Source organism: Rhodococcus sp. UFZ-B548, assembly GCF_903819475.1.
In the GTDB taxonomy this organism is placed as follows: Bacteria; Actinomycetota; Actinomycetes; order Mycobacteriales; family Mycobacteriaceae; genus Rhodococcus_F; species Rhodococcus_F erythropolis.
The window spans coordinates 72,749-94,444 of record NZ_CAIJDS010000016.1 but is presented as its reverse complement, the minus strand read 5'-3'; the positions used below and the strand labels follow the sequence as shown (position 1 = coordinate 94,444).

The 21,696-nt window shown below is 62.4% G+C and carries 19 protein-coding genes; 13 read left to right on the top strand and 6 right to left on the bottom strand.

The features are described from left to right. Positions 1–10 precede the first annotated feature (10 nt). Positions 11–589 carry a TetR/AcrR family transcriptional regulator gene (locus tag H7C86_RS16015; RefSeq protein ID WP_021343562.1) on the top strand — a complete coding sequence of 193 codons (579 nt, stop codon included), beginning with the start codon at positions 11–13 and terminating at the stop codon, positions 587–589. A gap of 22 nt (positions 590–611) precedes the next feature. Then, entirely contained in the window at positions 612–1,169 is a 558-nt protein-coding gene (locus H7C86_RS16010; protein ID WP_020906901.1) for an NADPH-dependent FMN reductase, read from the top strand. 16 nt (positions 1,170–1,185) lie between these two features. On the opposite strand, the gene eccE is transcribed toward H7C86_RS16010, so the two are convergent. Continuing rightward, positions 1,186–2,826, bottom strand: coding sequence for a type VII secretion protein EccE (eccE, locus tag H7C86_RS16005; protein WP_182261816.1), 1,641 nt, complete (start codon positions 2,824–2,826; stop codon positions 1,186–1,188). A gap of 97 nt (positions 2,827–2,923) precedes the next feature. Between eccE and eccB the strand changes: the two genes are divergently transcribed. Beyond that, positions 2,924–4,390 carry a type VII secretion protein EccB gene (gene eccB / locus H7C86_RS16000; protein WP_182261815.1) on the top strand — a complete coding sequence of 489 codons (1,467 nt, stop codon included), beginning with the start codon at positions 2,924–2,926 and terminating at the stop codon, positions 4,388–4,390. A gap of 14 nt (positions 4,391–4,404) precedes the next feature. Here the strand turns inward: eccB and mycP are convergent, their stop codons facing one another. Together mycP and eccD are read right to left on the bottom strand one after the other, a co-directional pair. Continuing rightward, positions 4,405–5,817 carry a type VII secretion-associated serine protease mycosin gene (gene mycP / locus H7C86_RS15995; RefSeq protein WP_182261814.1) on the bottom strand — a complete coding sequence of 471 codons (1,413 nt, stop codon included), beginning with the start codon at positions 5,815–5,817 and terminating at the stop codon, positions 4,405–4,407. Between the two features lie 14 nt (positions 5,818–5,831). Next, positions 5,832–7,298 carry a type VII secretion integral membrane protein EccD gene (gene eccD / locus H7C86_RS15990; protein WP_182261813.1) on the bottom strand — a complete coding sequence of 489 codons (1,467 nt, stop codon included), beginning with the start codon at positions 7,296–7,298 and terminating at the stop codon, positions 5,832–5,834. Between the two features lie 224 nt (positions 7,299–7,522). On the opposite strand from eccD, the gene eccCa reads away from it, so the two are divergent. The 9 genes from eccCa (at position 7,523) to H7C86_RS15945 (ending at position 18,201) form a co-directional block, all read left to right on the top strand. Next, a complete protein-coding gene (gene eccCa, locus H7C86_RS15985) occupies positions 7,523–11,542 on the top strand; it encodes a type VII secretion protein EccCa (protein ID WP_259349210.1) in 4,020 nt (1,339 codons plus the stop codon). Next, entirely contained in the window at positions 11,539–13,041 is a 1,503-nt protein-coding gene (locus H7C86_RS15980) for a type VII secretion-associated protein (protein WP_182261812.1), read from the top strand. Before eccCa ends, H7C86_RS15980 begins: the two co-directional genes overlap by 4 nt. A gap of 70 nt (positions 13,042–13,111) precedes the next feature. Next, complete coding sequence (locus tag H7C86_RS15975; protein ID WP_223257856.1) at positions 13,112–13,525, top strand: WXG100 family type VII secretion target; 414 nt, start codon at positions 13,112–13,114, stop codon at positions 13,523–13,525. Positions 13,526–13,612: 87 nt separating this feature from the next. Beyond that, positions 13,613–13,906 (top strand): WXG100 family type VII secretion target, encoded by a 294-nt coding sequence (locus H7C86_RS15970; protein WP_003940975.1) that lies wholly within the window; start codon positions 13,613–13,615, stop codon positions 13,904–13,906. Between the two features lie 289 nt (positions 13,907–14,195). Next, complete coding sequence (gene rplM / locus H7C86_RS15965; protein ID WP_019747566.1) at positions 14,196–14,639, top strand: 50S ribosomal protein L13; 444 nt, start codon at positions 14,196–14,198, stop codon at positions 14,637–14,639. Then, positions 14,636–15,148 (top strand): 30S ribosomal protein S9, encoded by a 513-nt coding sequence (gene rpsI / locus H7C86_RS15960; RefSeq protein ID WP_019747567.1) that lies wholly within the window; start codon positions 14,636–14,638, stop codon positions 15,146–15,148. The genes rplM and rpsI overlap by 4 nt, the downstream gene beginning before the upstream one ends. 154 nt (positions 15,149–15,302) lie before the next feature. After that, on the top strand, positions 15,303–16,640 hold the full coding sequence (gene glmM / locus H7C86_RS15955; protein WP_021343572.1) for a phosphoglucosamine mutase: 1,338 nt from the start codon (positions 15,303–15,305) through the stop codon (positions 16,638–16,640). A gap of 110 nt (positions 16,641–16,750) precedes the next feature. Then, positions 16,751–17,056 (top strand): hypothetical protein, encoded by a 306-nt coding sequence (locus tag H7C86_RS15950; protein ID WP_182261811.1) that lies wholly within the window; start codon positions 16,751–16,753, stop codon positions 17,054–17,056. A 176-nt stretch (positions 17,057–17,232) separates the two neighbouring features. Further along, the gene (locus tag H7C86_RS15945) at positions 17,233–18,201 is read left to right on the top strand and encodes a hypothetical protein (RefSeq protein ID WP_230544063.1); all 969 of its coding nucleotides are present in this window, start codon (positions 17,233–17,235) and stop codon (positions 18,199–18,201) included. Between the two features lie 46 nt (positions 18,202–18,247). Here the strand turns inward: H7C86_RS15945 and H7C86_RS15940 are convergent, their stop codons facing one another. Together H7C86_RS15940 and H7C86_RS15935 are read right to left on the bottom strand one after the other, a co-directional pair. Next, complete coding sequence (locus H7C86_RS15940; protein WP_030535139.1) at positions 18,248–18,436, bottom strand: hypothetical protein; 189 nt, start codon at positions 18,434–18,436, stop codon at positions 18,248–18,250. Between the two features lie 6 nt (positions 18,437–18,442). Beyond that, positions 18,443–19,282 carry a chlorophyllase/cutinase-like alpha/beta fold protein gene (locus H7C86_RS15935; protein ID WP_182261810.1) on the bottom strand — a complete coding sequence of 280 codons (840 nt, stop codon included), beginning with the start codon at positions 19,280–19,282 and terminating at the stop codon, positions 18,443–18,445. Between the two features lie 122 nt (positions 19,283–19,404). On the opposite strand from H7C86_RS15935, the gene glmS reads away from it, so the two are divergent. Then, on the top strand, positions 19,405–21,267 hold the full coding sequence (gene glmS / locus H7C86_RS15930; protein WP_029254924.1) for a glutamine--fructose-6-phosphate transaminase (isomerizing): 1,863 nt from the start codon (positions 19,405–19,407) through the stop codon (positions 21,265–21,267). 54 nt (positions 21,268–21,321) lie between these two features. Here the strand turns inward: glmS and H7C86_RS15925 are convergent, their stop codons facing one another. Next, positions 21,322–21,693, bottom strand: coding sequence for a cupredoxin family copper-binding protein (locus tag H7C86_RS15925; RefSeq protein ID WP_019747573.1), 372 nt, complete (start codon positions 21,691–21,693; stop codon positions 21,322–21,324). Positions 21,694–21,696: the final 3 nt, after the last annotated feature.

Below are 21,696 nucleotides of genomic sequence, written 5' to 3'. Positions count from 1 at the left end.
TGTCTTGCGTATGGCAAGGCTGGTTCACAAGACGACTGCGCGCAGGGCAGAGTTGTTCGATCAATTGGTCGAACTGTTCTTGAGCGAGGGTTTCGCCCACCTCACGCTCGACGAGATCTCAGCTCGTCTGCACTGCTCCAAGAGCACCTTGTACACCGTGGCGGCCGGCAAAGAGGATCTGGTGCGGGCTGTGACGGTGCACTTCTTCCGTGCGGCGACCGATGCGGTGGAGAGTGCCGTCGCTGCCGAAGCGGCACCGACTCGTCGAGTCGCGGTGTATCTCGAAGCAGTCGGTGATCAACTGACCGCGGCGTCCCGTCAATTCATGGAAGACCTGGCTGAATCGGTGTCGGCGAGTCAGGTTTACGAGAAGAACACGTCGATCGCCGCGGATCGTGTGCGAGCGCTCATCGTCGAGGGAGTGGATTCGGGCGCATTCCGGCGGGTACACGCGTCATTTGTCGCTGATGCGGCCGCAGCGACAATGGTTCGGATCCAGCAACGCGCGGTCTATCGGGCTACCGGGTTGGACGATGCCAGCGCGTATCGGGAACTGGCCGCACTCATCACGGACGGGATCACTGCGTGACGAGTCGCTAGCATCGACGTTCATGGCACCTTTGAAGGTCGAAGTCATCGTAGGTTCGGTCCGCGAGGGGCGAATAGGACGAGCAGTGGCGGATTGGTTTGTCGAGCGCGCAACCGCGAACCCGTCGTGGAACGTATCGGTGATCGACCTCAGAGAGCTGTCGTTGCCCCAGGATTTCTCGGATTCACCTGCCACGGAGGTTTTCCGCCAGCGAATCGGACGAGCCGACGCTGTTGTTGCTGTGACCTCCGAATACAACCACGGGTACCCGGCTGCCCTCAAGACCGCATTCGATTCCGTGAAACACGAGTGGCGTGCCAAGCCGATCGGATTCGTGTCCTACGGCGGGATTTCAGGTGGTGTTCGGGCCGTCGAACAACTGAGGCAGGTAGTGGCGGAGCTGCACATGGTCTCGGTGCGTCAAAGCGTGACCATTCACCGGGTACGCAAGCAGTTCGGACACGAGCCGTACGGCGTCGATTCGATCGCGATCGATGCCAGCGAGAAGATGATTCGTGAATTGCATTGGTGGGGGAGTGGATTGCGGATGCAGCGTGCGAGTGATCCCTATCCTGGCTGATCTTGGACATACGCGATCACGCCGTCTGGTGAGCGTCGCCGGCTCGAGGACGGCCGATGAACGAGGTCTCGGAAGCAATGGTTACCAGAGTCAGTTCGACGCGCGTGCGGCCGGTTTCGACTGTGATCTTGTCACCGAGTGCGAATGGCTGGACTATCGAGATTTCAGGGTCGATCCGAGGCCATTGGCGTGGATGTCCGTACACGTAGATCGCGGTCACGCCGGCACGCGGCGGTAACCCCTCGACTCCGTCGAACACGACAGTGTTGAAAGCGCCCTCGAGCCCACCACCCTGCCCGGACACGCGGAGTCGGTCAGGCACTCCCATGGAGTCGGTGAGCGCGGTCCATGCTTCCGGTCGATCGGTGTGGATGAGTACCAGTGCGCCGGTCGCGATGGCTCGAAAGATCAATTGCTGAGCCAGATAGAGTTCGCCGGCGACAAAAACGGTGTTGACGCCTGGCCCCGAAATTCTGGCCGCGACACCGTGCCCGTTTCGGTCCGAGCCGATGAGCTGGCCGCACCCGGCAAGAGGTAGAGCGAGTGAGTCGAGTGTGCCCCCGTCCATGCGAATGTGCGGCGTGATGCGGTCCAGCGCGGCCAATGCGGTTGGCAGGTTGGTCAGCAATCCGTCGCGCTGGCGCCCACGAAGCGAGACCAAACCGGCCAGCGGTGCGTTCTCAGGTGGATTGCGCGTGGTGAAGCGACATGTCGCACTGACCTTCGCCTCTCCGCGTTCGCCCGTGGGGCGCAACCGAATTGTCACGGACGTCCCGACCGTTGCCACTGCCCATACTCGGGTCAGGGTCGAGGTGGTGATGAAACGGGGTTCGATTCCGTATCCGACGTTGGACACACCAGGCAAGGGGGTACTTCGCCACGTTTCGGTGACCTCGTGGCTGGCGACTCCTCTTGCGACCTGGGCAGTGGACGACGCGATCTCCGGTGCGGTGAGGATCCGCGCCTTGCATCCCGCTGAATCGAGCACCCGGATGACACGATTGGCGGCAACAGCGATCGCGCGGCCCGCGCCCTGTTCGCCCCCGCCTCGGCGTTCGACTGCTGCACGACCCTCCAAAGCGTCGAAACGTAGTGCAAGCCAAACACTTCTGGTGGCGGTGGCTGGTAGTGGCCCGATGAGACGTTCGTAGACTTCGGTGGCCGGCGTTCCTGATGCGGCGCGGTATCCATGACTGACAATGTCGATGCCGGTGAGTGAGATGTCGTGCTGATACAGACAATTGACCAGGGCTGCCGTGGGCAGAAGGTGGGAAGCGTCGAATGAATGGCGCCCGATCCTGGTCAGGTAGTCGCGTGGGGGAGCGATCTCGACGACAGCGACGAGTGAAGATCCGTCCACTCGGAGCCCGATCGACTGTTCGGAGGGAGTGTGAAAACTGACGATCGTGCTGCCGTCGGCGTCCTTGCGGCGCAAATAGCGAAAGTACTTGACAATCCAGGACATTACCGACCAACCGCCCACATGGAGGAGCATTGATCCGGCAACCACACAACCGATTGCCAGCGCCCAGAGCCAATCCAGCCCACTGGCCATCGCGATTCCGCCTGCACTGATTCCGAGAATCTGTGCCGACACGAATTCGTGCGTCGAAATCCTGTGTGACGACGGCCAATGCTTCAACCGCGATCGGTCCACGGTTCCTCCCCGATACCTGACCTGCGAACTACCCGAAAATTTCCGCCCCAGCCAAACTGTACTGTGTCTTCGCAAGGGGATGTAAGGCACGGGGGGAATGATGGCTGCAACACCTACCACGCGCTGGCAGGTCAATGGGTACCGATTCTTGGTCAGGCGGATGGAACATGCGCTGGTCAGACGAGACGTGCGGATGCTTCACGATCCGATGCGGTCACAGTCCCGCGCCTTCACCGTCGGAATAGTCCTCGCTGCACTGGGATTGGCGGGTTGCGCGGTACTTGCTCTGTTTCGGCCACAGGACAAGATCGGCGATGCAGAAATCGTTGTTGCAAAGGAATCTGGCGCAATGTTCGTCGCCATGGAGGGTACTTTTCGCCCTGTGCTGAACTTGGCCTCCGCCCGACTGATTCTGGGTTCGCCAGTAAAACCGGCAATAGTCAAGGCGTCTGAGGTCGAGGCGAAACCGAGGGGCGCGCTCGTCGGCATTCCCGGCGCACCGTCCGCGCTGCCGGAATCAGCCGACCCGAGCAACGCCTTGTGGACGGTATGCGATTCCGTCGGATCCGACGGGAGAAAATCGTTGACGACTTCGGTCCTGGTCGGCTCGTCCAATGTCGGTGAAAACACGACATATCTGACGAGGGACCGTGCATTCCTGGTGAAGTCGGGTTCCGATCACTTTCTCGTCTACGACGGGAAGCGAGCGGAAATCGATGTGGACAATCCGGCGATCATGCGGGCTTTGGGGCTGGAGGGAGCACAGGCGCGACCGATCAGTGCCGGATTTCTCAATTCGATCCCCGAAGTTCCGCGCATCGAGGCTCCGCGAATCCGCGAACTGGGATCAGCGCCCCGGTTCCCGCTACAGAACAAGACTGTCGGCTCCGTCGTTCAGGTTTCGGTGGGCGCGGACCTGCAGTACTACGTGGTGCTCGAGAACGGTATCCAGAAGGTCGGTGCGGCGCTCGCCCAACTGATCTACTTCTCGGATTCGCAGGGCGCCACCGGGATCGCGAGCGTCACCCCTGATGCCATCAGTCGTATTCCTTCGGTGAGGGAACTGGCCGTCGACTCGTTGCCGCAGGTGGTTCCGGAGATCGTCGATGATCATGGCGCACCTGTCGGCTGTCTGGAATGGGCTCCCTCGCCTGCAGTCGAGCGCGGCGAAAGTAGTTCTGCAACATTGAAACTCGTCGCTGGATTGCAGGTTCCGATCCCGGCGGGTGGCAAGTTGGTGTCCTTGGCGCAGGCGGACGGATCGGGCGACAATCTCGACAGCGTCCACGTCGAACAGGGCTTCGGTGGGTTTGTTCAAGCGACCGGAATCGAGACGAACAGCACCAGGCACGACGGAGTGTTCTACGTAGCGGATACCGGTGTGAAATACGGAGTACCGGACGAAACCTCCGCTCGCGCGCTCGGATTGACGCGAACGCCTGATCGCGCGCCTTGGCAGATACTCGATCTACTTGCATCAGGTCCGGCGCTCGAGAAGAGGAATGCACTGATAGCTCACGACGGAGTCGCCCCCGATTCAACGCCGGCCGCTCCAGTGAACTGAACACCGTTGACGGTTCAGAGATCGACGTCCCGTCGTTCGGGAAGTCTCCGACGAATTACTCGACGAATGGGCATCGACGCCAACAGCGTCAGTAGGGCTAGGGTGCCGACCGTTCCGGCTCCGACGAGTGCCGCGTCGCGAGATCGGTTGTCGGGGGTCGGCGGCGTGGGTAGGGGATCGATCGTTACCGACTGATGATTGACCTTGACGCGTTCACCCGGTGCCAATTCGCCCGTTACCGCGGCGAGTGGATCGATGACGCCGTGACCGACGTAGGGATTCCAACCCTGCGCCGGGGCGTGGGCGGTGGCTTCGATACGTTGAATGACCTGAAGTGCAGTCAGTTCCGGGTGAACCGACCGGACCAGCGCGGCGGTTGCCGCGACATAGGGCGCAGCGAAACTGGTCCCGTTGAACGACTGTACGGCGCCGTCGGAGCCGTAGACTCCGTTGGTCAGACCAGGCGACGTCGGGTGAAGTGAGATGATTCCGGTGCCGGGCGCCGCAACGTCGACCCATGGACCGCCGAGGCTGAAGGAGCTGGCGGTGCCATTGGGGTCGACCGACCCGACGGTGAGGACATAGTCGTCGTACCAGGCAGGACTGGCAATCGTCGTAACCGAGTTCCATGGATCGGCTTGTGGATCGAGGGGATCCGGCGGTGGATTCTGGTTCTTGCAACCTCCGGATCCGATATTCCCTGCAGCAGCGACGACTACGGCGTTCTTCGCGATCGTGGCGTATTCGATTGCAGCGCCCAGTCGTTGGTCGTTGATCCCGTCCCCGGCAGGCTTGCAAGCGACCTCGGAGATATTGATAACGCTTGCACCCAAGTCAGCAGCGTGACGTACGGCCAGTGCCATGGTGTCGACGTTTCCGTAGCCAGACGAATTCTCGGCTACGGCAGGGTCTTCGCGTTGGCCGGCCACCGAGAAAGCTGCACTGGACTGCCTGATCGAGATGATCTGTGCGTCCGGCGCAGCTCCGGAAAATCCGGAACCGTCGACCTGCTCGGCGGCGATGAGACCGGCGACGACTGTTCCGTGTGAGTCACAATCGTCGGTGCCGTCGGAGGTCCCGACATAGTCACCGCCGCCTTCGAGGGCCGGTAGCCGGGGATGTCTGCTGACGCCGGTGTCGATGACAGCAATTCGCTGCCCTGCCCCTCGGGTGATCGACCACACCGAATCGAATCCCAGATCCTGTTGAGAACGTGGAATATCCGCGCCGTCACCACCCGCTACGGCGGGGACGCACAGGGTTCGTTGTTCGGTGGGTTGGGGAGGCGCGGGTGGACCGTCCTCCGGCAGCATTGCAGGATCGATGGGGGAAGGAACCGCACTCGATGCGCCACCCGCCCCGGCGAGGACTGTTAAGACAACGATCACGAGTGCGGCACAGATGTTCGTCGCGCGTCGAATCACCATCGAGATCCGATCGCTCAGAGACCGCGCATGAGCGCGAAGAGCCCACTGACCCAGCAGATCAGCGGAACGATTGCTGCAATCGCAGCGAGGTCCAACAGTTCGGCCGCGCGTCGCATCACGGGGCTGAATGTGTTCTGGGGGGCGAGGATTCCCAGAATCAGTGACAGGAGGAGAACAGTCATCGTGATGGCGAAGACGACCAATGCATGGTCGCGATGGGTCCATGCCATGCCGCCCAGGAGAACGAGAATCACCGAGATGCCTGCCGCGATGAGTGGGACCGCCTGATGTGCGCCCGCGTAGGTGCGCCCGCGAAACATCAGCACGACGGCCGTCGCGAATGCGAGAGCAAGGTTCGGCCAGACGATTCCCTGACCGGGCCAGGACCACGCGAGCGCGACTGCGGCAGTGAGCGCGACCACTGACGTGGCCACGATCAGTCCGGTCAGGTAGCTACGAGCCCGCCCTGCCCTTTCAGTCAACTCGGTCAGCCCGGGCAGTTCGGGCTCGGGCAGTCCGTCGCGATCGTCGTCGAGGGGATTACTCGGCGTCGGAACCGGGGGAAGCGGTAATCGCGCGAACAGCATCGACAGTCGAGCGGTGAACGTGAGAACGATCAATGCTGCGGCAATCACCGCGCTGCTGACGGTTGCGGTGCGCGCCTCGGGAAGCGTCGTCGCGACGGCGAAGGTGCCCACCGCAGCAAGGAGGACGACGAGAAGTGCGGTGAAGACGGCTAATCCGGCACCGCACAAACGGAGGCAGATCAGACTCACCGCGGCTGCGAATGCCGAACCGAGAAGGAGATGAGCAGAAAGAACAGTGCCGGGTACGCAGAGTGCGCCGGAGACGAACGCCAGTGGCACCGCTGTGCATCCGAGCGTGATGGAGCTTGCAGTGTCTCCGTACACCCGCGCTGCCACGACGGCGGCGACGGTGAGCACCAAAGACGTCACTCCACCGCAGACAGCGCCGATCAGACCTGCATCGCCGAGGACCAGGGCGAGGGCCGCGACGAGCGCAGCGACGAGGGCGGCGGACGAGCCGACAATGCGCGCGGTGATCGGAGTCCACCGTCGGTAGATGTCTGCTTCCGTCGCCGCGACGGTGTACATGATGTCGTCGAAGAGTGGGGGCGGGGCAGCGGTGTCCGCGGCCTCGAGTACGAGCAATTCCCCATCGCGGATTCCATGCTCGTGCAGCGACAGCGTCGGTGCCAGCGGTGCCCTGCCGACTTTCGACAGAGTCCAGTCGACGGGCTCGAATTGTTCGGCGCTGTGGTCGAACTCGTTGAAATTGCTGTGGTTGACAATTGTGTCCACAATGCCCGGAATGACCACCGCGAGTGGAACACGAAGAGGCACCGCAAGATCCACCTGCGAATGGGCTGAAAGTACCGTCAACCTGCACAGTTCGGCAGAATGGGTCGCGCGTCGTCCGTTTGCGGTGTGCGCAGCGCTGGTTTCAGTGGTGCTGGTCAAGATCTGTCCCCTCCCATGACGCGATTCCCCTGTCACGTCACCCCAGTTCACCCGAACAATACGACATGAACTGTGCGCCTGTGTCGGCGACAGCGCAGACAACAGGTGGCACCGACCCGAGTGTCGGTGTTGTGATCTACTCTCTTGCAATTGCGTGACTACGCCTTGGGGGGCGGGCCGGCGGTAGTCGGACGAGGCGCGTGGCGGCAACAGCTGCAGCACCGATGGGGGTGGGTGAATTGAGCACTGTCAGATTTGCGCGTCGAGCGCGCCGTGAATCGCCGCGTACACCGGGCGGCGAGGTGACGCTTCAGGCCCCACCGGAGATTCCTCGCGTCACGCCGGGAAACCTACTGACCAAACTACTTCCGGTGATCATGGTGGTTGCCATGATCGGCATGGTGGCGCTGATGTTCTCTTCCGGCATGGCGCGCAATCCGATGTCTCTGCTGTTTCCGGTCATGATGATGGTGTCGATGCTCGGGATGCTCGCCGGGGGCGGTCGTAGCGGTGGGGCACGAGCGTCCGAAGCGAACGAGGACCGCAAGGACTACCTGCGGTACCTGGATCAGATGCGCAGCGATGTTGCTGCGACGTCTGGTGCGCAGCGTGCTGCTCTCGAGTGGAGCAATCCCGAGCCGTCGCAGCTTTGGACACTGGCCGGGACTGTGCGGATGTGGGAACGTCAGATCACCGACTCGGACTACTGCCACGTTCGGGTCGGTCTGGGTACACAGCGATTGGCCACCAGGCTTGTATCTCCGGAGACGGGGCCGGTCGAGGATCTCGAACCCGTCGCTGCTGTCTCACTTCGGCGATTCGTCCGTGCGCATTCGGTTGTAAAAGACCTGCCGACCGCCGTCTCGCTTCGCGGATTTGCTGCGATGTCCATTGAGGGGCAGAGGGATTCCGCTCGAGCGCTCGTCCGCTCGATGTTGATGCAGCTGTGCACTTTTCACGGTCCGGACACCGTCCAAGTTGCAGTGGTGTGCGGTCCCGATACCGAAGCCGAGTGGGAGTGGGTCAAGTGGCTCCCACACGTACAACACCCGGAGTCTCAGGACGGCGCCGGCACTTCACGCATGGTGTTCGGTTCGTATCTCGAGTTCGAAAGTTCCCTCGGGGAAACGCTTTCGATGCGTGCTCGATTTGCTCGCAACACTCCAGCGAGTGCGGGCGTTCCGCATCTCGTGTTGGTCGTGGACGGTGGCTTGCTCGAAGGTGACACCGGCCTGTTGTCCGAAACCGGGCTCGACTCGGTGACCGTCCTCGACCTGTGCGGGTTCTGCCCGCGGCTGGCGGCGGCGCGTGGTTTGCGACTGGTCGTCGGTAGCGATCAGATCGGCGCGGTGAGCAGCGCAGGAGTCGAGAACTTTGCGACGCCTGACGCCGCGACGACGAGCCTGGCGCAGTCGTTCGGACGTCGCATCGCACCGTTCCGTTCGGCATCGCAGAACGCCGTGGACGCAACTGACGACGACCGATCCCTTCGGACCTGGAGCCAGATGTTGGGGATAGGAAATGTTGCGAGGTTCAATCCTGAGCATGGCTGGCTGCCACGTCAGGGGCGCGACCGACTCCGCGTGCCGATCGGTGTCGGACAAGATGGAAACCCTGTCGAACTGGATCTGAAGGAGTCGGCCGAGAACGGTATGGGTCCGCACGGGCTGTGTATCGGAGCCACCGGTTCTGGTAAGTCGGAGTTCCTGCGAACCTTGGTGCTCGGCCTGATCGCGACGCACTCACCCAACGCGCTGAACCTCGTCCTGATCGACTTCAAAGGTGGTGCAACCTTTCTCGGCCTGGAGGAGGCGCCGCACGTTGCTGCGATCATCACCAACCTTGCCGAGGAATTGGCGATGGTCGATCGTATGAAGGACGCGCTCGCCGGCGAAATGAATCGTCGACAGGAGCTGCTGCGTGCGGCAGGAAACTTCGCAAACGTGTCTGACTACGAGAAGGCGAGGCTGGCCGGCGCTGCACTCGATCCGTTGCCTGCACTCTTCGTGGTTGTCGACGAGTTTTCCGAACTGCTCAGCCAACAGCCGGAATTTGCCGAATTGTTCGTGGCCATCGGGCGATTGGGCAGGTCACTTCATATTCACCTGCTGCTGGCCAGTCAGCGGCTCGACGAAGGAAAGCTTCGGGGTCTCGACAGCCATCTTTCGTATCGCGTCGGTTTGAAAACTTTCTCGGCGAACGAGTCTCGTTCCGTTCTCGGCGTTCCCGATGCTTATCACCTGCCGGGCACACCCGGTGCGGGATACCTGAAGTCCGATTCTGCTGAGATCGTTCGCTTCCAAGGTGCATACGTGTCAGGCCCGTACGAGGGTGAGCGGATAGTGCCCACTCGATTCTCGGTAGATTCCCCCGTCGAACTCGCGCCGCTGCCGTTTACCGCGACGCCCGTGGTCGGGCCAGAGGCTGTTGTCGTTCCCGTCGAGCCCGATGTCATCGACATGGGCGAAATCGGTGACGATTCACGTACTCTCATGGGAGTCCTCGTCGACCGCATGCGCTCTCACGGTCCACGCGCGCACGAGGTGTGGTTACCGCCGCTCGAGGCATCCCCGACGCTTGACCAGTTGTTGCCGCGGTGGGCGGCCGGTGATCAACCTCGCGGAAATCTGAGCGCACCCTTCGGCGTAGTCGACAGGCCGTTCGATCAGCGCCGCGATCTTCTCGTCGCCGATCTGAACGGATCAACGGGCAACCTCGCGATCGTCGGCGGCCCGCAGTCGGGAAAGTCGACGGCCTTGCGCACGTTGATCTTGTCTCTGAGCATGACGCACACGCCGGAACAGATTCAGTTCTACTGCCTCGACTTCGGAGGTGGAACGCTCCTCGGATTGAAAGATCTGCCGCACGTCGGATCGGTGGCAAACCGCTTGGATTCCGACCGCGTCCGCCGCACGGTTGCCGAGGTACTCGGTGTGGTCGCGAAACGAGAGCGACTGTTTCGTGACCTCGGCATCGACTCCATGGCTGATTTCCGAGGATTGCGAACAGCTGATCCTGCCGGGGAAGGTGTGGCGGCGGGACTCCGAGATGACCCGTACGGTGACGTCTTCCTCGTCGTCGATGGTTGGCCCAGCGTTCGTTCGGATTTCGAATCACTCGAGCCTCAGATCAACATGCTCGCCGGTCAAGGTTTGTCCTTCGGTGTGCACGTGATCGTCACGACGTCGAGATGGGCCGAGATCCGGCCGGCACTCAAGGATCAACTGGGTACTCGCATCGAACTTCGATTGGGTGATCCGGGAGATTCGGATGCGGGTCGCCAGAAAGCCAGCCTGGTGCCGGAAGGTCGACCGGGTCGTGGCATCACGCGCGACGGGCTTCACCTTCTCACCGGACTACCTCGAATCGGCGGTTCGCCAGGTAGTGAGAATTCCGGTGGTTCTGTGGCGTTGACGGTCGAACATATTGCAGCCGTGTCGAATTCGCGCCCGGCGCCCACCGTGCGGATGCTTCCGGATTCGTACTCGCGGGCAGAACTTCTCGAAGCTGTCGGAACCCGGTGGCCCTCACCGAGTGCGGCCGACGGTCGGTGCCTCACCGTGCCGATCGGGCTCGGTGAGACCGACCTCGCCCCGGTGTACATGGACTTCCGGGAACACCCGCACCTCTTGATATTCGGCGACACCGCGTGTGGCAAGACATCTCTTTTGCGCGGAATAGCGGAAGGGATCATCGCGTCGAACACACCGGCGCAGGCCAAGTTGATTATCGGTGACTATCGGCATTCCCTGCTGGGAGTGGTCGAAGGGAATCACCTCGGCGGTTACTCGGCGTCGTCGACGACCTTCGGTGAGTTGATGGTCGACTTGGCTCGGATCGTCGCCGCCAGAATGCCGAACGCCGAAACAACACAGCAGCAATTGCGGGAAAGGTCGTGGTGGAGTGGACCGGAGATTTATGTACTGATCGACGACTACGACCTTGTGGCCACACCGAGTGGTAATCCGGTGGCGCCGTTGCTCGAGTACATTCCGCATTCCAAGGACATCGGTTTGCACCTGGTGATTGCCCGCCGTTCCGGTGGCGCGGCCAGAGCACTCTACGAGCCGGTCATTGCGAGAATTCGCGACATGGCACCGGCCGGATTGATCATGAGCGGAAGTCGCGACGAGGGAAATCTCGTCGGCACCGTCCGCGCGTCGGCATTGCCGGAAGGTCGTGGGGTCTACGTTTCTCGGTCGCAAACCCAACTTGTCCAAGTTCCGTGGATGCCACCGCTGTGACCGTTCCGTCCTTGGTGTCGGTCTCGCTACATTGGGGTGCATCCAATATCTGGGTCGTCTCGGGTCAACGCGAATTCTGTTGCAGTGCAGACCTCAGACGCGAACCGGCGTCGGGTCCCGGTACGACCGGTGAAAATGCGATCGATTACGTCGACGACGATTATGTCGACGTAGATGGTCGGATTGTCCCCACCGTCCTGGAGCTGGCCAGGCTGATCTCCAATGCGATGGACGGGTGTGGAATCGTCGATGCAGACATCCTCTATCTCAGTCATCCCTCGGACTGGGGTGCCCCACGTAGGCGGCGATTGCTCGATGCCGCACGGCGAGCGGCGCACGACGTCGTCCTCGTTCCGACGTCGGTCGCGGCGGCGAGGTCGGCTCGTACAGCCTGGCGATCGCGGTGTGTCGTCCTCGAACTGCGTGGCGGAATGGTGGTCGCTTCTGTTGTCAGTGAGGTCGACGGTGAACTCCGACTCGACGGGGCACAAAGTTCGGCGATCGCAGACGTTGCGGGGTTGTTTTCCGGAATCGGGGACTTGTCGGTTCGGGACGCTGTGGTGTTGGTCGGGCCGCGCTCGCATGCCGTTGCGGCTTCGCTCGAACGTGGGTCGACGAATGTCCACGGCCACGCGAGCATTCGAATTCTGGACGAGAGTCGGGTGGCGTCGTCTCTGGTGGATCCTCGGACGCTCGTTCGCCAGACAACTGCGCGGGACAGTTCCGGTCGAATCGTCGACAATTCAGCTTTTGGCGCCGGGTGGGTAGGCGATCCGGATGGCGCGATGTCGATTCCTTCCGTGGACTCGACTGCCTCCTCGCCCCGTCGAGTCGGCGGGTGGCACGGAGGCCGTCGATGGTTCGCGGCGGCGCTTGCGGTGCTCGCCGTCGTCGCTGCGGTCGCGGCAACGGTCGTGGTGTCGACTCGCGATCGAGGCGATTCTCGGTTGGCGGACTCGGTTGCAGCTACGGCGGAAGGCAAAGCCGAGATCGTGGAGGCGTCGAAAGAGCAGGAAAAGCCTGCGCCGAAGACTTCGATTCCGTCGATCGAGTCCGGTGTCACGCCGGAACTCACGCGTGTGGAGGTGGGGAGCGTTGCTGCAGAGCTGCCTTCCGATTGGAAGCTTCTGTCACGAGGGACCTCGAGCGGGCGCACCGATTTGATACCCAGTTCCGGCGCTGATCGCAAGATCGTGGTCATCGAGAAAAGTCTTGCGGAAGGTGCTGGATTCGATTCCGTCGAAGCCGCTTTGCGTCAGCAGTTTTCGGCGTTCGAGGACCCATTGCGGTTCGGAGAGTTTTCTGTGATCGACGATGCCGCAGGAAAACAGGCAGTGGTGTACGTCGAGTTTCCGGACGATTTCTCCGAGGTGCGTTGGCACGTGTACGTCGACAACGGTCGGCAAGTGAGTATCGGCTGCCAGTATCTGGTCGGTGAGTGGAACAGTCTCGAAGCGGACTGCCTGCGGATGTGGCAGTCACTCGAATTCACGCCCTGACCGGATCGGTCGGTTCTGAAAACATTCTTCGATCGGGCCGGAACCGTTGGCACGGAGGTCGCGTCAAAGTATGTGTAGCGCACATCAGGGAGTTCCGCTCGACCCCGGTGCACATCCGACGGACAAGCCGTCGTGGTCGCCGATACCGAACGGTACTCACCGAATCCAGGGGGACGACATGGGCTTTACCGCAACTACCGCTGAATTGATCGATTCGGCGGGGACCATCGACGGACATCTCGGTGACATCAGGGGACTGGTCAACGCTGTTCGGTCGGAGGCCGACGCTTCGCACAATTCGTGGAACGGTGCGGCGCAGGTCGAATACGCAGGAATCATGGAGCGATACAACAGCGCGGCCCTGAAGCTGGACACTGCTCTGACCGACATCTGCGAGCAGATCAAACAGGCTGCGGGAACCTTCGACTCGACCGAAGACGACAACGTCAGCTCGCTTCGCGGCGCGACGGTGAACATGTCCTGACCGTCAGCTCTTCACCGTTCGATCAAGCGGTCCTCAGCCAGTAGTTCTCACAAAGTTCTCTCCAGTCACACCGAACCGGGAGCAGTTATGTCCGACAGGATCAAGTACGACTTCGGCGGCCTCGCAATGCTGTCCGATCAGATGAAACAGCAGGCCAAAGCGATCAACGACAAGCAGGGCGACATCAAGGTTGTCGTAGACAAGCTGCAAGCAGGCTGGGAAGGGGCAGGTTCCGAAGCCTGGAACGACGCACAGCGCCGCTGGGCCCAGGCGTCCGAAGAACTGAACATGGTTCTCGCGCAGATCGCCGGAGCGACGGCGAGCGGCTCGGAGAAGATGCAGGAAGCTGACCGGATCGCCGCAAACGGGTTCGGTCGCTGACAACATTCATGTCGTGACGACACCTCGACTGCCCCGGTACCGTCAGGTTGCCGGGGCAGTCGCATGTCGATCGCTTACCTGCTGGTTCCGGACGAGGGCATTGTCGGCGGAGATGGCTGCGCTTTGACCTGGCAGCGGGTAGACCGGTATCGTCTATCGGTGGCGTGTCGTAGGGCTCCGGCAGAAATGCGTGGAGACCGGCGGTTCTCGGGTCTCAACTGGCCGCCGAGGATCGTTTACGCGATACGCACATGGTCAGCAGTGGAATGAATTAAGACGAGGAAGATCTGTGTCTACGTACACCCCGAAGGCCGGAGATGTGACCCACTCGTGGCACGTCATCGACGCCACTGACGTGGTGCTCGGCCGTCTTGCCGTTCAGGCAGCGAACTTGCTGCGTGGCAAGCACAAGCCCACCTACGCGCCGCACATCGACGGTGGTGACTTCGTTGTCATCATCAACGCTGAGAAGGTTGCCATCAGCGGCAACAAGCTGCAGGGCAAGAACGTTTACCACCACTCCGGATTCCCGGGTGGCCTGAAGTCCCGCACTGTCGGTGAGGTCCTCGACAGGACCCCCGATCGTCTCGTCGAGAAGGCCATTGTCGGCATGCTCCCCAAGACGAAGCTCGGCCGCGCAATGAGCAGCAAGCTCAAGGTCTACGCGGGCCCGAATCACCCCCACACCGCGCAGCAGCCGGTGCCGTTCGAGATCAAGCAGGTCGCACAGTGACATCGCCGGAAGAGCAGAACGTGTCCGAAGAGAACATCGAAGCAGTGGAAGAGCTTGTCGCCGCTGACGCAGTCGAGGTCGTCGAAGAGGTTGCTGCAGCTACGCTCGCACCGATCGTCCTCGATCGCCCGGTCCAGACCGTCGGTCGCCGCAAGGAGGCTGTCGTTCGCGTCCGGATGACTCCCGGTACCGGTCAGTTCAAGCTCAACGGCCGCACGTTGGAGGATTACTTCCCCAACAAGGTTCACCAGCAGCTGATCAAGGCTCCGCTGGTGCTCGTCGAGCGTCCCGAGTCTTTCGACATCATTGCACTGCTGCACGGTGGCGGCCCGTCCGGTCAGGCAGGCGCACTGCGTCTGGCTATCGCGCGCGCACTCATCGAGGTAACCCCTGATGATCGTCCGGCCCTCAAGCGTGCAGGCTTCCTGACGCGTGACGCCCGCGCGGTCGAGCGTAAGAAGTACGGCCTGAAGAAGGCCCGTAAGGCATCGCAGTACTCCAAGCGCTGATGCTTTGCCGAGGTTGACCCGACGGGTCTGCTTCGGCACCTGTTCACCACAAGAGCGGGCGTCCATCGTTACCGGACGCTCGCTCTTGTGTTTCTCGGAGAAATTCCATTCTCGAGTTTCATTCTCGAGGTTCACAGGATTCAGGAGTCGTTCTATGGGTCGGTTGTTCGGTACTGACGGTGTTCGTGGGCTTGCCAATTCGGATCTGACTGCAGATCTTGCATTGAGATTGGCAGTTGCCGCGGCGAGCGTACTGACAGCCGGCACCTCGGATGCCCGTCCGACCGCCGTGATCGGCCGCGATCCTCGCGCCAGCGGTGAGATGCTTCAAGCCGCGGTGACGGCCGGGTTGAGTTCCGCAGGCGTCGACGTGCTGGACGTGGGTATCCTCCCGACTCCGGCAGTTGCATACTTGACGGCAAAGCTCGACGCCAGTCTCGGTGTCATGATTTCTGCATCGCATAATCCCATGCCGGACAACGGAATCAAGATTTTCGCGGCCGGTGGGCACAAGCTGGATGACGCTGTCGAGGTGGCGATCGAGGACGCACTCGACGGCACTGCACCGCCGGTCCTTCCGACAGGTGCCGGGATAGGCCGAGTCCGTGCGGTCGACGATGCCGCTCAGCTGTACCTTGCACATCTGGCGAGCGCGGCGAGCGAGCCGCTCGCTGGACTTACCGTTGTCGTCGACTGCGCCAACGGCGCTGCTTCCGCGCTCGCACCGGTTGCCTACGCAGCAGCGGGCGCTCGCGTCATCGCGATCAGCGCAGATCCCGACGGCCTCAACATCAACGACGGCTGCGGATCGACGCACCTGGAGAATCTTCAGAAAGCCGTAGTCGATCACGGGGCGGACCTAGGCCTCGCGCACGACGGCGACGCCGACCGTTGCTTGGCCGTCGACGAGACCGGCGCGGTGGTCGACGGTGACGCGATCATGGCTGTTCTGGCGATCGCGATGAACGAGGCCGGGGAGTTGGTCGAGAACACTCTCGTCGCGACTGTCATGAGCAATCTCGGTTTGCACATCGCGATGCGCGAGGCAGGCATCAACATCGTGACTGCTGCCGTAGGCGACCGCTACGTCTTGGAGGAACTGCGCGCGGGCGGATACAGCCTCGGTGGCGAGCAGTCAGGCCATGTTGTGTTGCCGGCGTTCGGCACCACGGGCGACGGAATTCTCACCGGTCTCAGGCTGCTCGGACGCATGGCTCGTACGCGTAAGTCGGCATCGGTACTGGCTGCAACGATGACCACCCTCCCGCAAGTGCTGATCAACGTGAAGGTCGGGGACAAGGCGGCAGTCGCAGCGTCGCCGTCGGTACTTGCAGCAGTCGCGGACGCCGAGCGCGTTCTCGGTGACGGTGGTCGAGTGCTCCTGCGCCCGTCCGGGACAGAGCAACTGGTCCGCGTCATGGTCGAGGCCACCGAACTTCCGCTCGCGCAGAAGCTGGCTGACGAGTTGGCCGAGATCGTCGGTTCGGTGTAGCCCCTCATTGCGCCTTCGCGTTTTGAGGGAACGTAATTGCGCCCTGCTGCGTCCAAGGAGTCAAAGGCCGCTCGACGTGCGAGTGGTTCCGTTGAAACTTGGGGGCGCTCGTGGATGTCGACCGCGCTGGAACAGATGAATTGGCACGCCATGCGGTGTCGGTGGCCCAGGGTCTGCGCGATTCTGCCGAGCCGATCAAGCATTTGCGACGGGGCGGTGCCGCTTCGGGCCGTGACTACGCCGAGCACGGAGCCGCGTTGGCGTCGGCATTGGCGGTCCTGAATTCTCGCTTGACTGGCCGTGCGGATCTTCTCGATACGTTGGCGCGCCGGCTTTCCTCTTCGGCTGAGGCAATCACTGAGGTGGATCGTGAGGGTGCGCGGCGGGTGCGGGACTCCGGCGGGTCGGCCTCGTGATACCGAACAGCCTTACAGCCCAGGCAGTACCGAACGGCCCGTGTTCTTTCGAAGATATTCTTGCACTGCGTGATTCACATGCTCATCCCGACGAAATTCTGGAAGCGGGCGCTAGCGGACTGCAGTTCTTCGGCCGATTTCACGACCTGGCCACTCGGTTGGGTTTCGAAGAACGGATGCTTACCTCCTATGAGGATGCATATCGCGCAGAGGCGGGCATCGATATCGCGGCACTGACGCGAGACATGTCGGACATGGCTGCGGCGGTGGACGGTTCGGTCGCGGAGATCGCGATGCTGACGGTCCTGGCCGAGAATCTTCCCGCAGTGTGGAATGTTTCCGGCGTGGATGCGGTCGTCGATCAGGTCTTCGCCGCGCGGCGCGAAGCTCGGTCCGATGCGGATTCGGCGCCACTGTTGATCACGCTAGCCGACGAACTTGCGCGGACTGTTCGAACGGCTTTGGCAGACAAAGCTTTCAAGGTGGCCAGCCTCGACCGGGCGACCATCGGCGGTCTGGGTGCGGGGGAGATCGATCAGCTGGCTCACGTCGCTTCCAGCGGTCGTGGCGCGGCGCCATGGTTGGACACTGTTTTTCGGTCGGCGTATCTGGATGCCCGCGACGAATTCGACAGGGCGTGCGCGCAGTGTGCGAGCGCGGTAGGCGATGCTTTTGATGCCGCGACTCAATGGGTGACAGACGCCTTCCCGTCGACCTTGCCAGTCGCCGAGACAATCGAATCCGCTGCCGCGGCTGCGCCGATCTCTTTCTCGATCGGCGGCAACACGTGGGGCTTCTCGATTGCGCCCGACGGTCGTGGGGTGAGTCTCGATGTCGCCGGTGCTGACGGGAACTCTGTGTCTGTCACCGTGGAGTTGGACGAAAACGGTTGGCCGAGAATAGTTTTTGATGCCGGTCAGGAGGCGGTCATGCAGGAGACATACCCGCAAGAAGCGTCCCAGCCCGCGACACTTCAACCCGAAATTCCCCAGCCCGATAATCCCCAGCCCGAGATACCGGTTGAAACCACCGCCGAAGTCTCGCCCGCGCCGGACCCGGAGCCGCCTGTCACAGTCCCGGACGAGTCGATCGCCGGCCCCGACGGAGAGACGGGCGCTGAGCTGGCCGGAGCTGGTCCGCTGTGAAGTCCGTTCACGCTCCCTTCGAAGAGATCCGTCGAACTCTCGATTCTCAACTCGACGACTTCCGTGAGCGCAGAGCGGCAGCGGCGAGCGAGGAATCGCGCCAGGAGCCGCCGTCCGAAACGACGTCTGCCGATAACGACACGGAAGGGTCGGTCAGATCCGGCCCGTATCTGCGATCCGCGTCAGAGCCGACGCCGACGCCGACGAAGCCGAGCCCGCCGGCGGAGGCGAGCACGAACCTCTACTTACGCAACAGCTGGCTGGCCCGCGCGTCGGAGTGAGGTTCAACCGGGAGCAACGGCGCCGTGTGTGGAATCTCGACGTCAGGATCAGCAAAGTCCTGGTACTTCTTGTCGCCGGTCAGATGGAACAACAGGAAGCCCGTGAGCAGGCACCGTGTGGCGGACTGTGTCTTGCGCTCGGATCCACCGAGGCCCAGGGCTCCGAGGAGTCGGCGGCCTTCGATCAGTCCGGCGTCTTGGCCGTCGTTCACGGTGCGTGCGACGACGGGACCGCCCCACTCCACGCTCAGCGGGCGCGCATTGCTGGTCAAGGAATCGACGTCGTCTTCGCCGGCAAGTATCAATCCGGGCGCTGTGATCTTCGACGCGTAGTTCTCCGCCTTGGGTGCTGTCGGGGCCGGGAACAGCGCGGCTACCGCACCGACATCCCCGCGCTGCGCTGCGGCCAGCACCGCCGCGCCCGCGCCCATGCCGTGACCGGCAAAGGCGACCCGATCGGGTTGGACGCTGATCTGGCCGGGGCCGAGTCGTACGCCGACGCAGATGTCGAGCGTCGCTCGAAGATCTGCAGCCAAGCCGAGATGGGACGGGACCGGACCGCGTTCGCTGTCGGGCGCCGCTGCGACAATTCCCCAGGAAGCGAGGTGCTGGAGTGTCTGCTCGTACTTGTGGGACCCGACCATCCACCCGTGCGCGAAGGCAACGGCGGGGAGATTGAAACCGGTTTCCGGCGTGTACACGACACCCGGCTGTCCGGCCAGGGCGAGGTTGCCGCGGAGAACTCGGTGCGGGCCGCGCTTGGACAGCTCACGGGTCAGTGTCTTCAGTTTCGGTGCCACGGTTGAAGACGTTATCCGATGAGCCGTCTCGTGTATGCGGAGCCGACGCTGCAACCGGCTGGGGGATGTCTGTGGAACCGCAAAATGCGCCCACCGCCGATGTCCAAGTACCCTGAGTCACCATGTGCGGAATCGTGGGATACGTCGGCCACCGCCCAGCTCTGGGCGTTGTGGTGGAGGCTTTACGGCGAATGGAGTATCGCGGGTACGACTCGTCGGGAATCGCGATTCTCGACGGAACCGGTGGGGTCGAGATCGAGCGTAAGGCCGGTAAGTTGGCCAACCTCGAGGCGGAGCTCGGCGAGTACGGCGCGGATCACTTTGTCGGTACGTCGGGTATGGGTCATACCCGGTGGGCGACGCATGGGCGACCGACCGACCGTAATGCGCATCCGCATCGTGATGCGTCGGGCAAGCTGGCTGTCGTTCACAACGGAATCATCGAGAATTTCGCCCCGCTGCGTGCGGAGCTCGAGGCTGCAGGCGTCGAGCTTCAGAGCGACACGGATTCCGAGGTGGCAGTTCACCTGGTAGCCCGGGCGTACTCCGACGGGCCGACAGCAGGTGATTTCATCGAGAGTGCGCTGTCGGTGGTTCGTCGGTTGGAAGGTGCGTTCACGCTCGTCTTCACGCACGCCGACCACGCGGACACGATTGTCGCCGCCCGCCGCTCGACGCCGCTCGTCGTCGGTGTCGGTGAGGGCGAGATGTTCCTCGGCTCCGACGTCGCTGCGTTCATCGAGCACACACGCGATGCGGTTGAACTCGGACAGGATCAGGCAGTGGTGATCACTGCCGACAGCTATCGGATCTCCGACTTCGCGGGCAACGAGGCAGAGGGGCGCCCGTTCCGCATCGACTGGGATCTCGCGGCCGCCGAAAAGGGTGGTCACGACTACTTCATGCTCAAGGAGATCGAAGAGCAGCCGACCGCTGTCGCCGACACGCTCCTCGGCCACTTCGAGAACGGGAAGATCGTCCTCGACGAGCAGCGGTTGTCCGATCAGGAACTGCGCGACGTCGACAAGGTGTTTGTCGTCGCCTGCGGTAGTGCCTACCACTCCGGACTGTTGGCGAAGTACGCGATCGAGCATTGGACGCGTCTACCTGTCGAGGTCGAACTCGCCAGCGAATTCCGTTACCGCGACCCGGTTCTGGATCGCTCGACGCTTGTTGTCGCGATCTCGCAGTCGGGGGAGACGGCGGACACACTCGAAGCGGTCAAGCACGCCAAGGACCAGAAGGCACGCGTCCTGGCGATCTGCAACACCAACGGTGCACAGATCCCGCGCGAAGCCGACGCCGTTCTCTACACGCGGGCAGGACCGGAAATCGCGGTTGCGTCGACCAAGGCCTTCCTGGCGCAGGTGACCGCGAACTACCTCGTCGGTTTGGCTTTGGCGCAGGCTCGCGGCACCAAGTATCCGGACGAGGTTGCGCGCGAGTACGCCGACCTCGAAGCTATGCCCGCATTGGTCAGCAAGGTGCTCGAGACGGCAGAACCGGTGCGCGCGTTGGCACGCCAGTTCGCGCACGCGTCGACCGTGCTGTTCCTGGGGCGCCACGTCGGCTACCCGGTGGCGCTCGAGGGTGCGCTCAAGCTCAAGGAGCTTGCGTACATGCACGCCGAGGGCTTTGCCGCCGGTGAGCTCAAGCACGGCCCGATCGCGCTGATCGAGGAGGACCTTCCGGTCATCATCGTCATGCCGTCGCCGCAGGGTCGCGCTGTCCTGCACTCGAAGTTGGTGTCCAACATTCAGGAGATCAAGGCGCGCGGGGCAACGACTATCGTCATCGCGGAGGAAGGCGACACCGTCGCCGCGGCGCACGCGGATCACCTGATCGAGATTCCGGCGTCACCGACTCTGCTGCAGCCGTTGCTGTCCACGGTTCCGTTGCAGATCTTTGCGGCCGAGGTTGCCGCGGCGCGCGGATACGACGTCGACAAGCCGCGTAACCTGGCGAAATCGGTTACGGTCGAATAGTTTTCGTAGGGAAATTCGGGCCCCGCAGTCGAAAGACTGTGGGGCCCGAGTGCGTTACGGCGTCTCGACGACGACGGTTCCGCGCATCTCGGGATGCGGTGTACAGGTGTAGTCGTAGGTTCCGGGTTCGGTGAACGTGTAGGTGTAAGTTCCCGATTTCTTGAGTGGGCTGCGGAGTTTGCCCTTGGCGTCTCCGAGGCCGTTGACGTCGTGGGCCATTCCGTTGTCGTCGAATACCCACGTGACGGTGTCGCCGACGTTCACGGTGATGGAAGCGGGGGAGTACGCCATCCCGGAGATGGTCACCACGGGTCCGCTCGCCGTCGTTTCGGCCGCAGATGGTGTGGAGTCGGTGCCGGAACTGCACCCGACCAGACCGAGAGCGAGGACGAGTCCCGCGATTGCCGGGCGAAGACGTGATTTCATGGT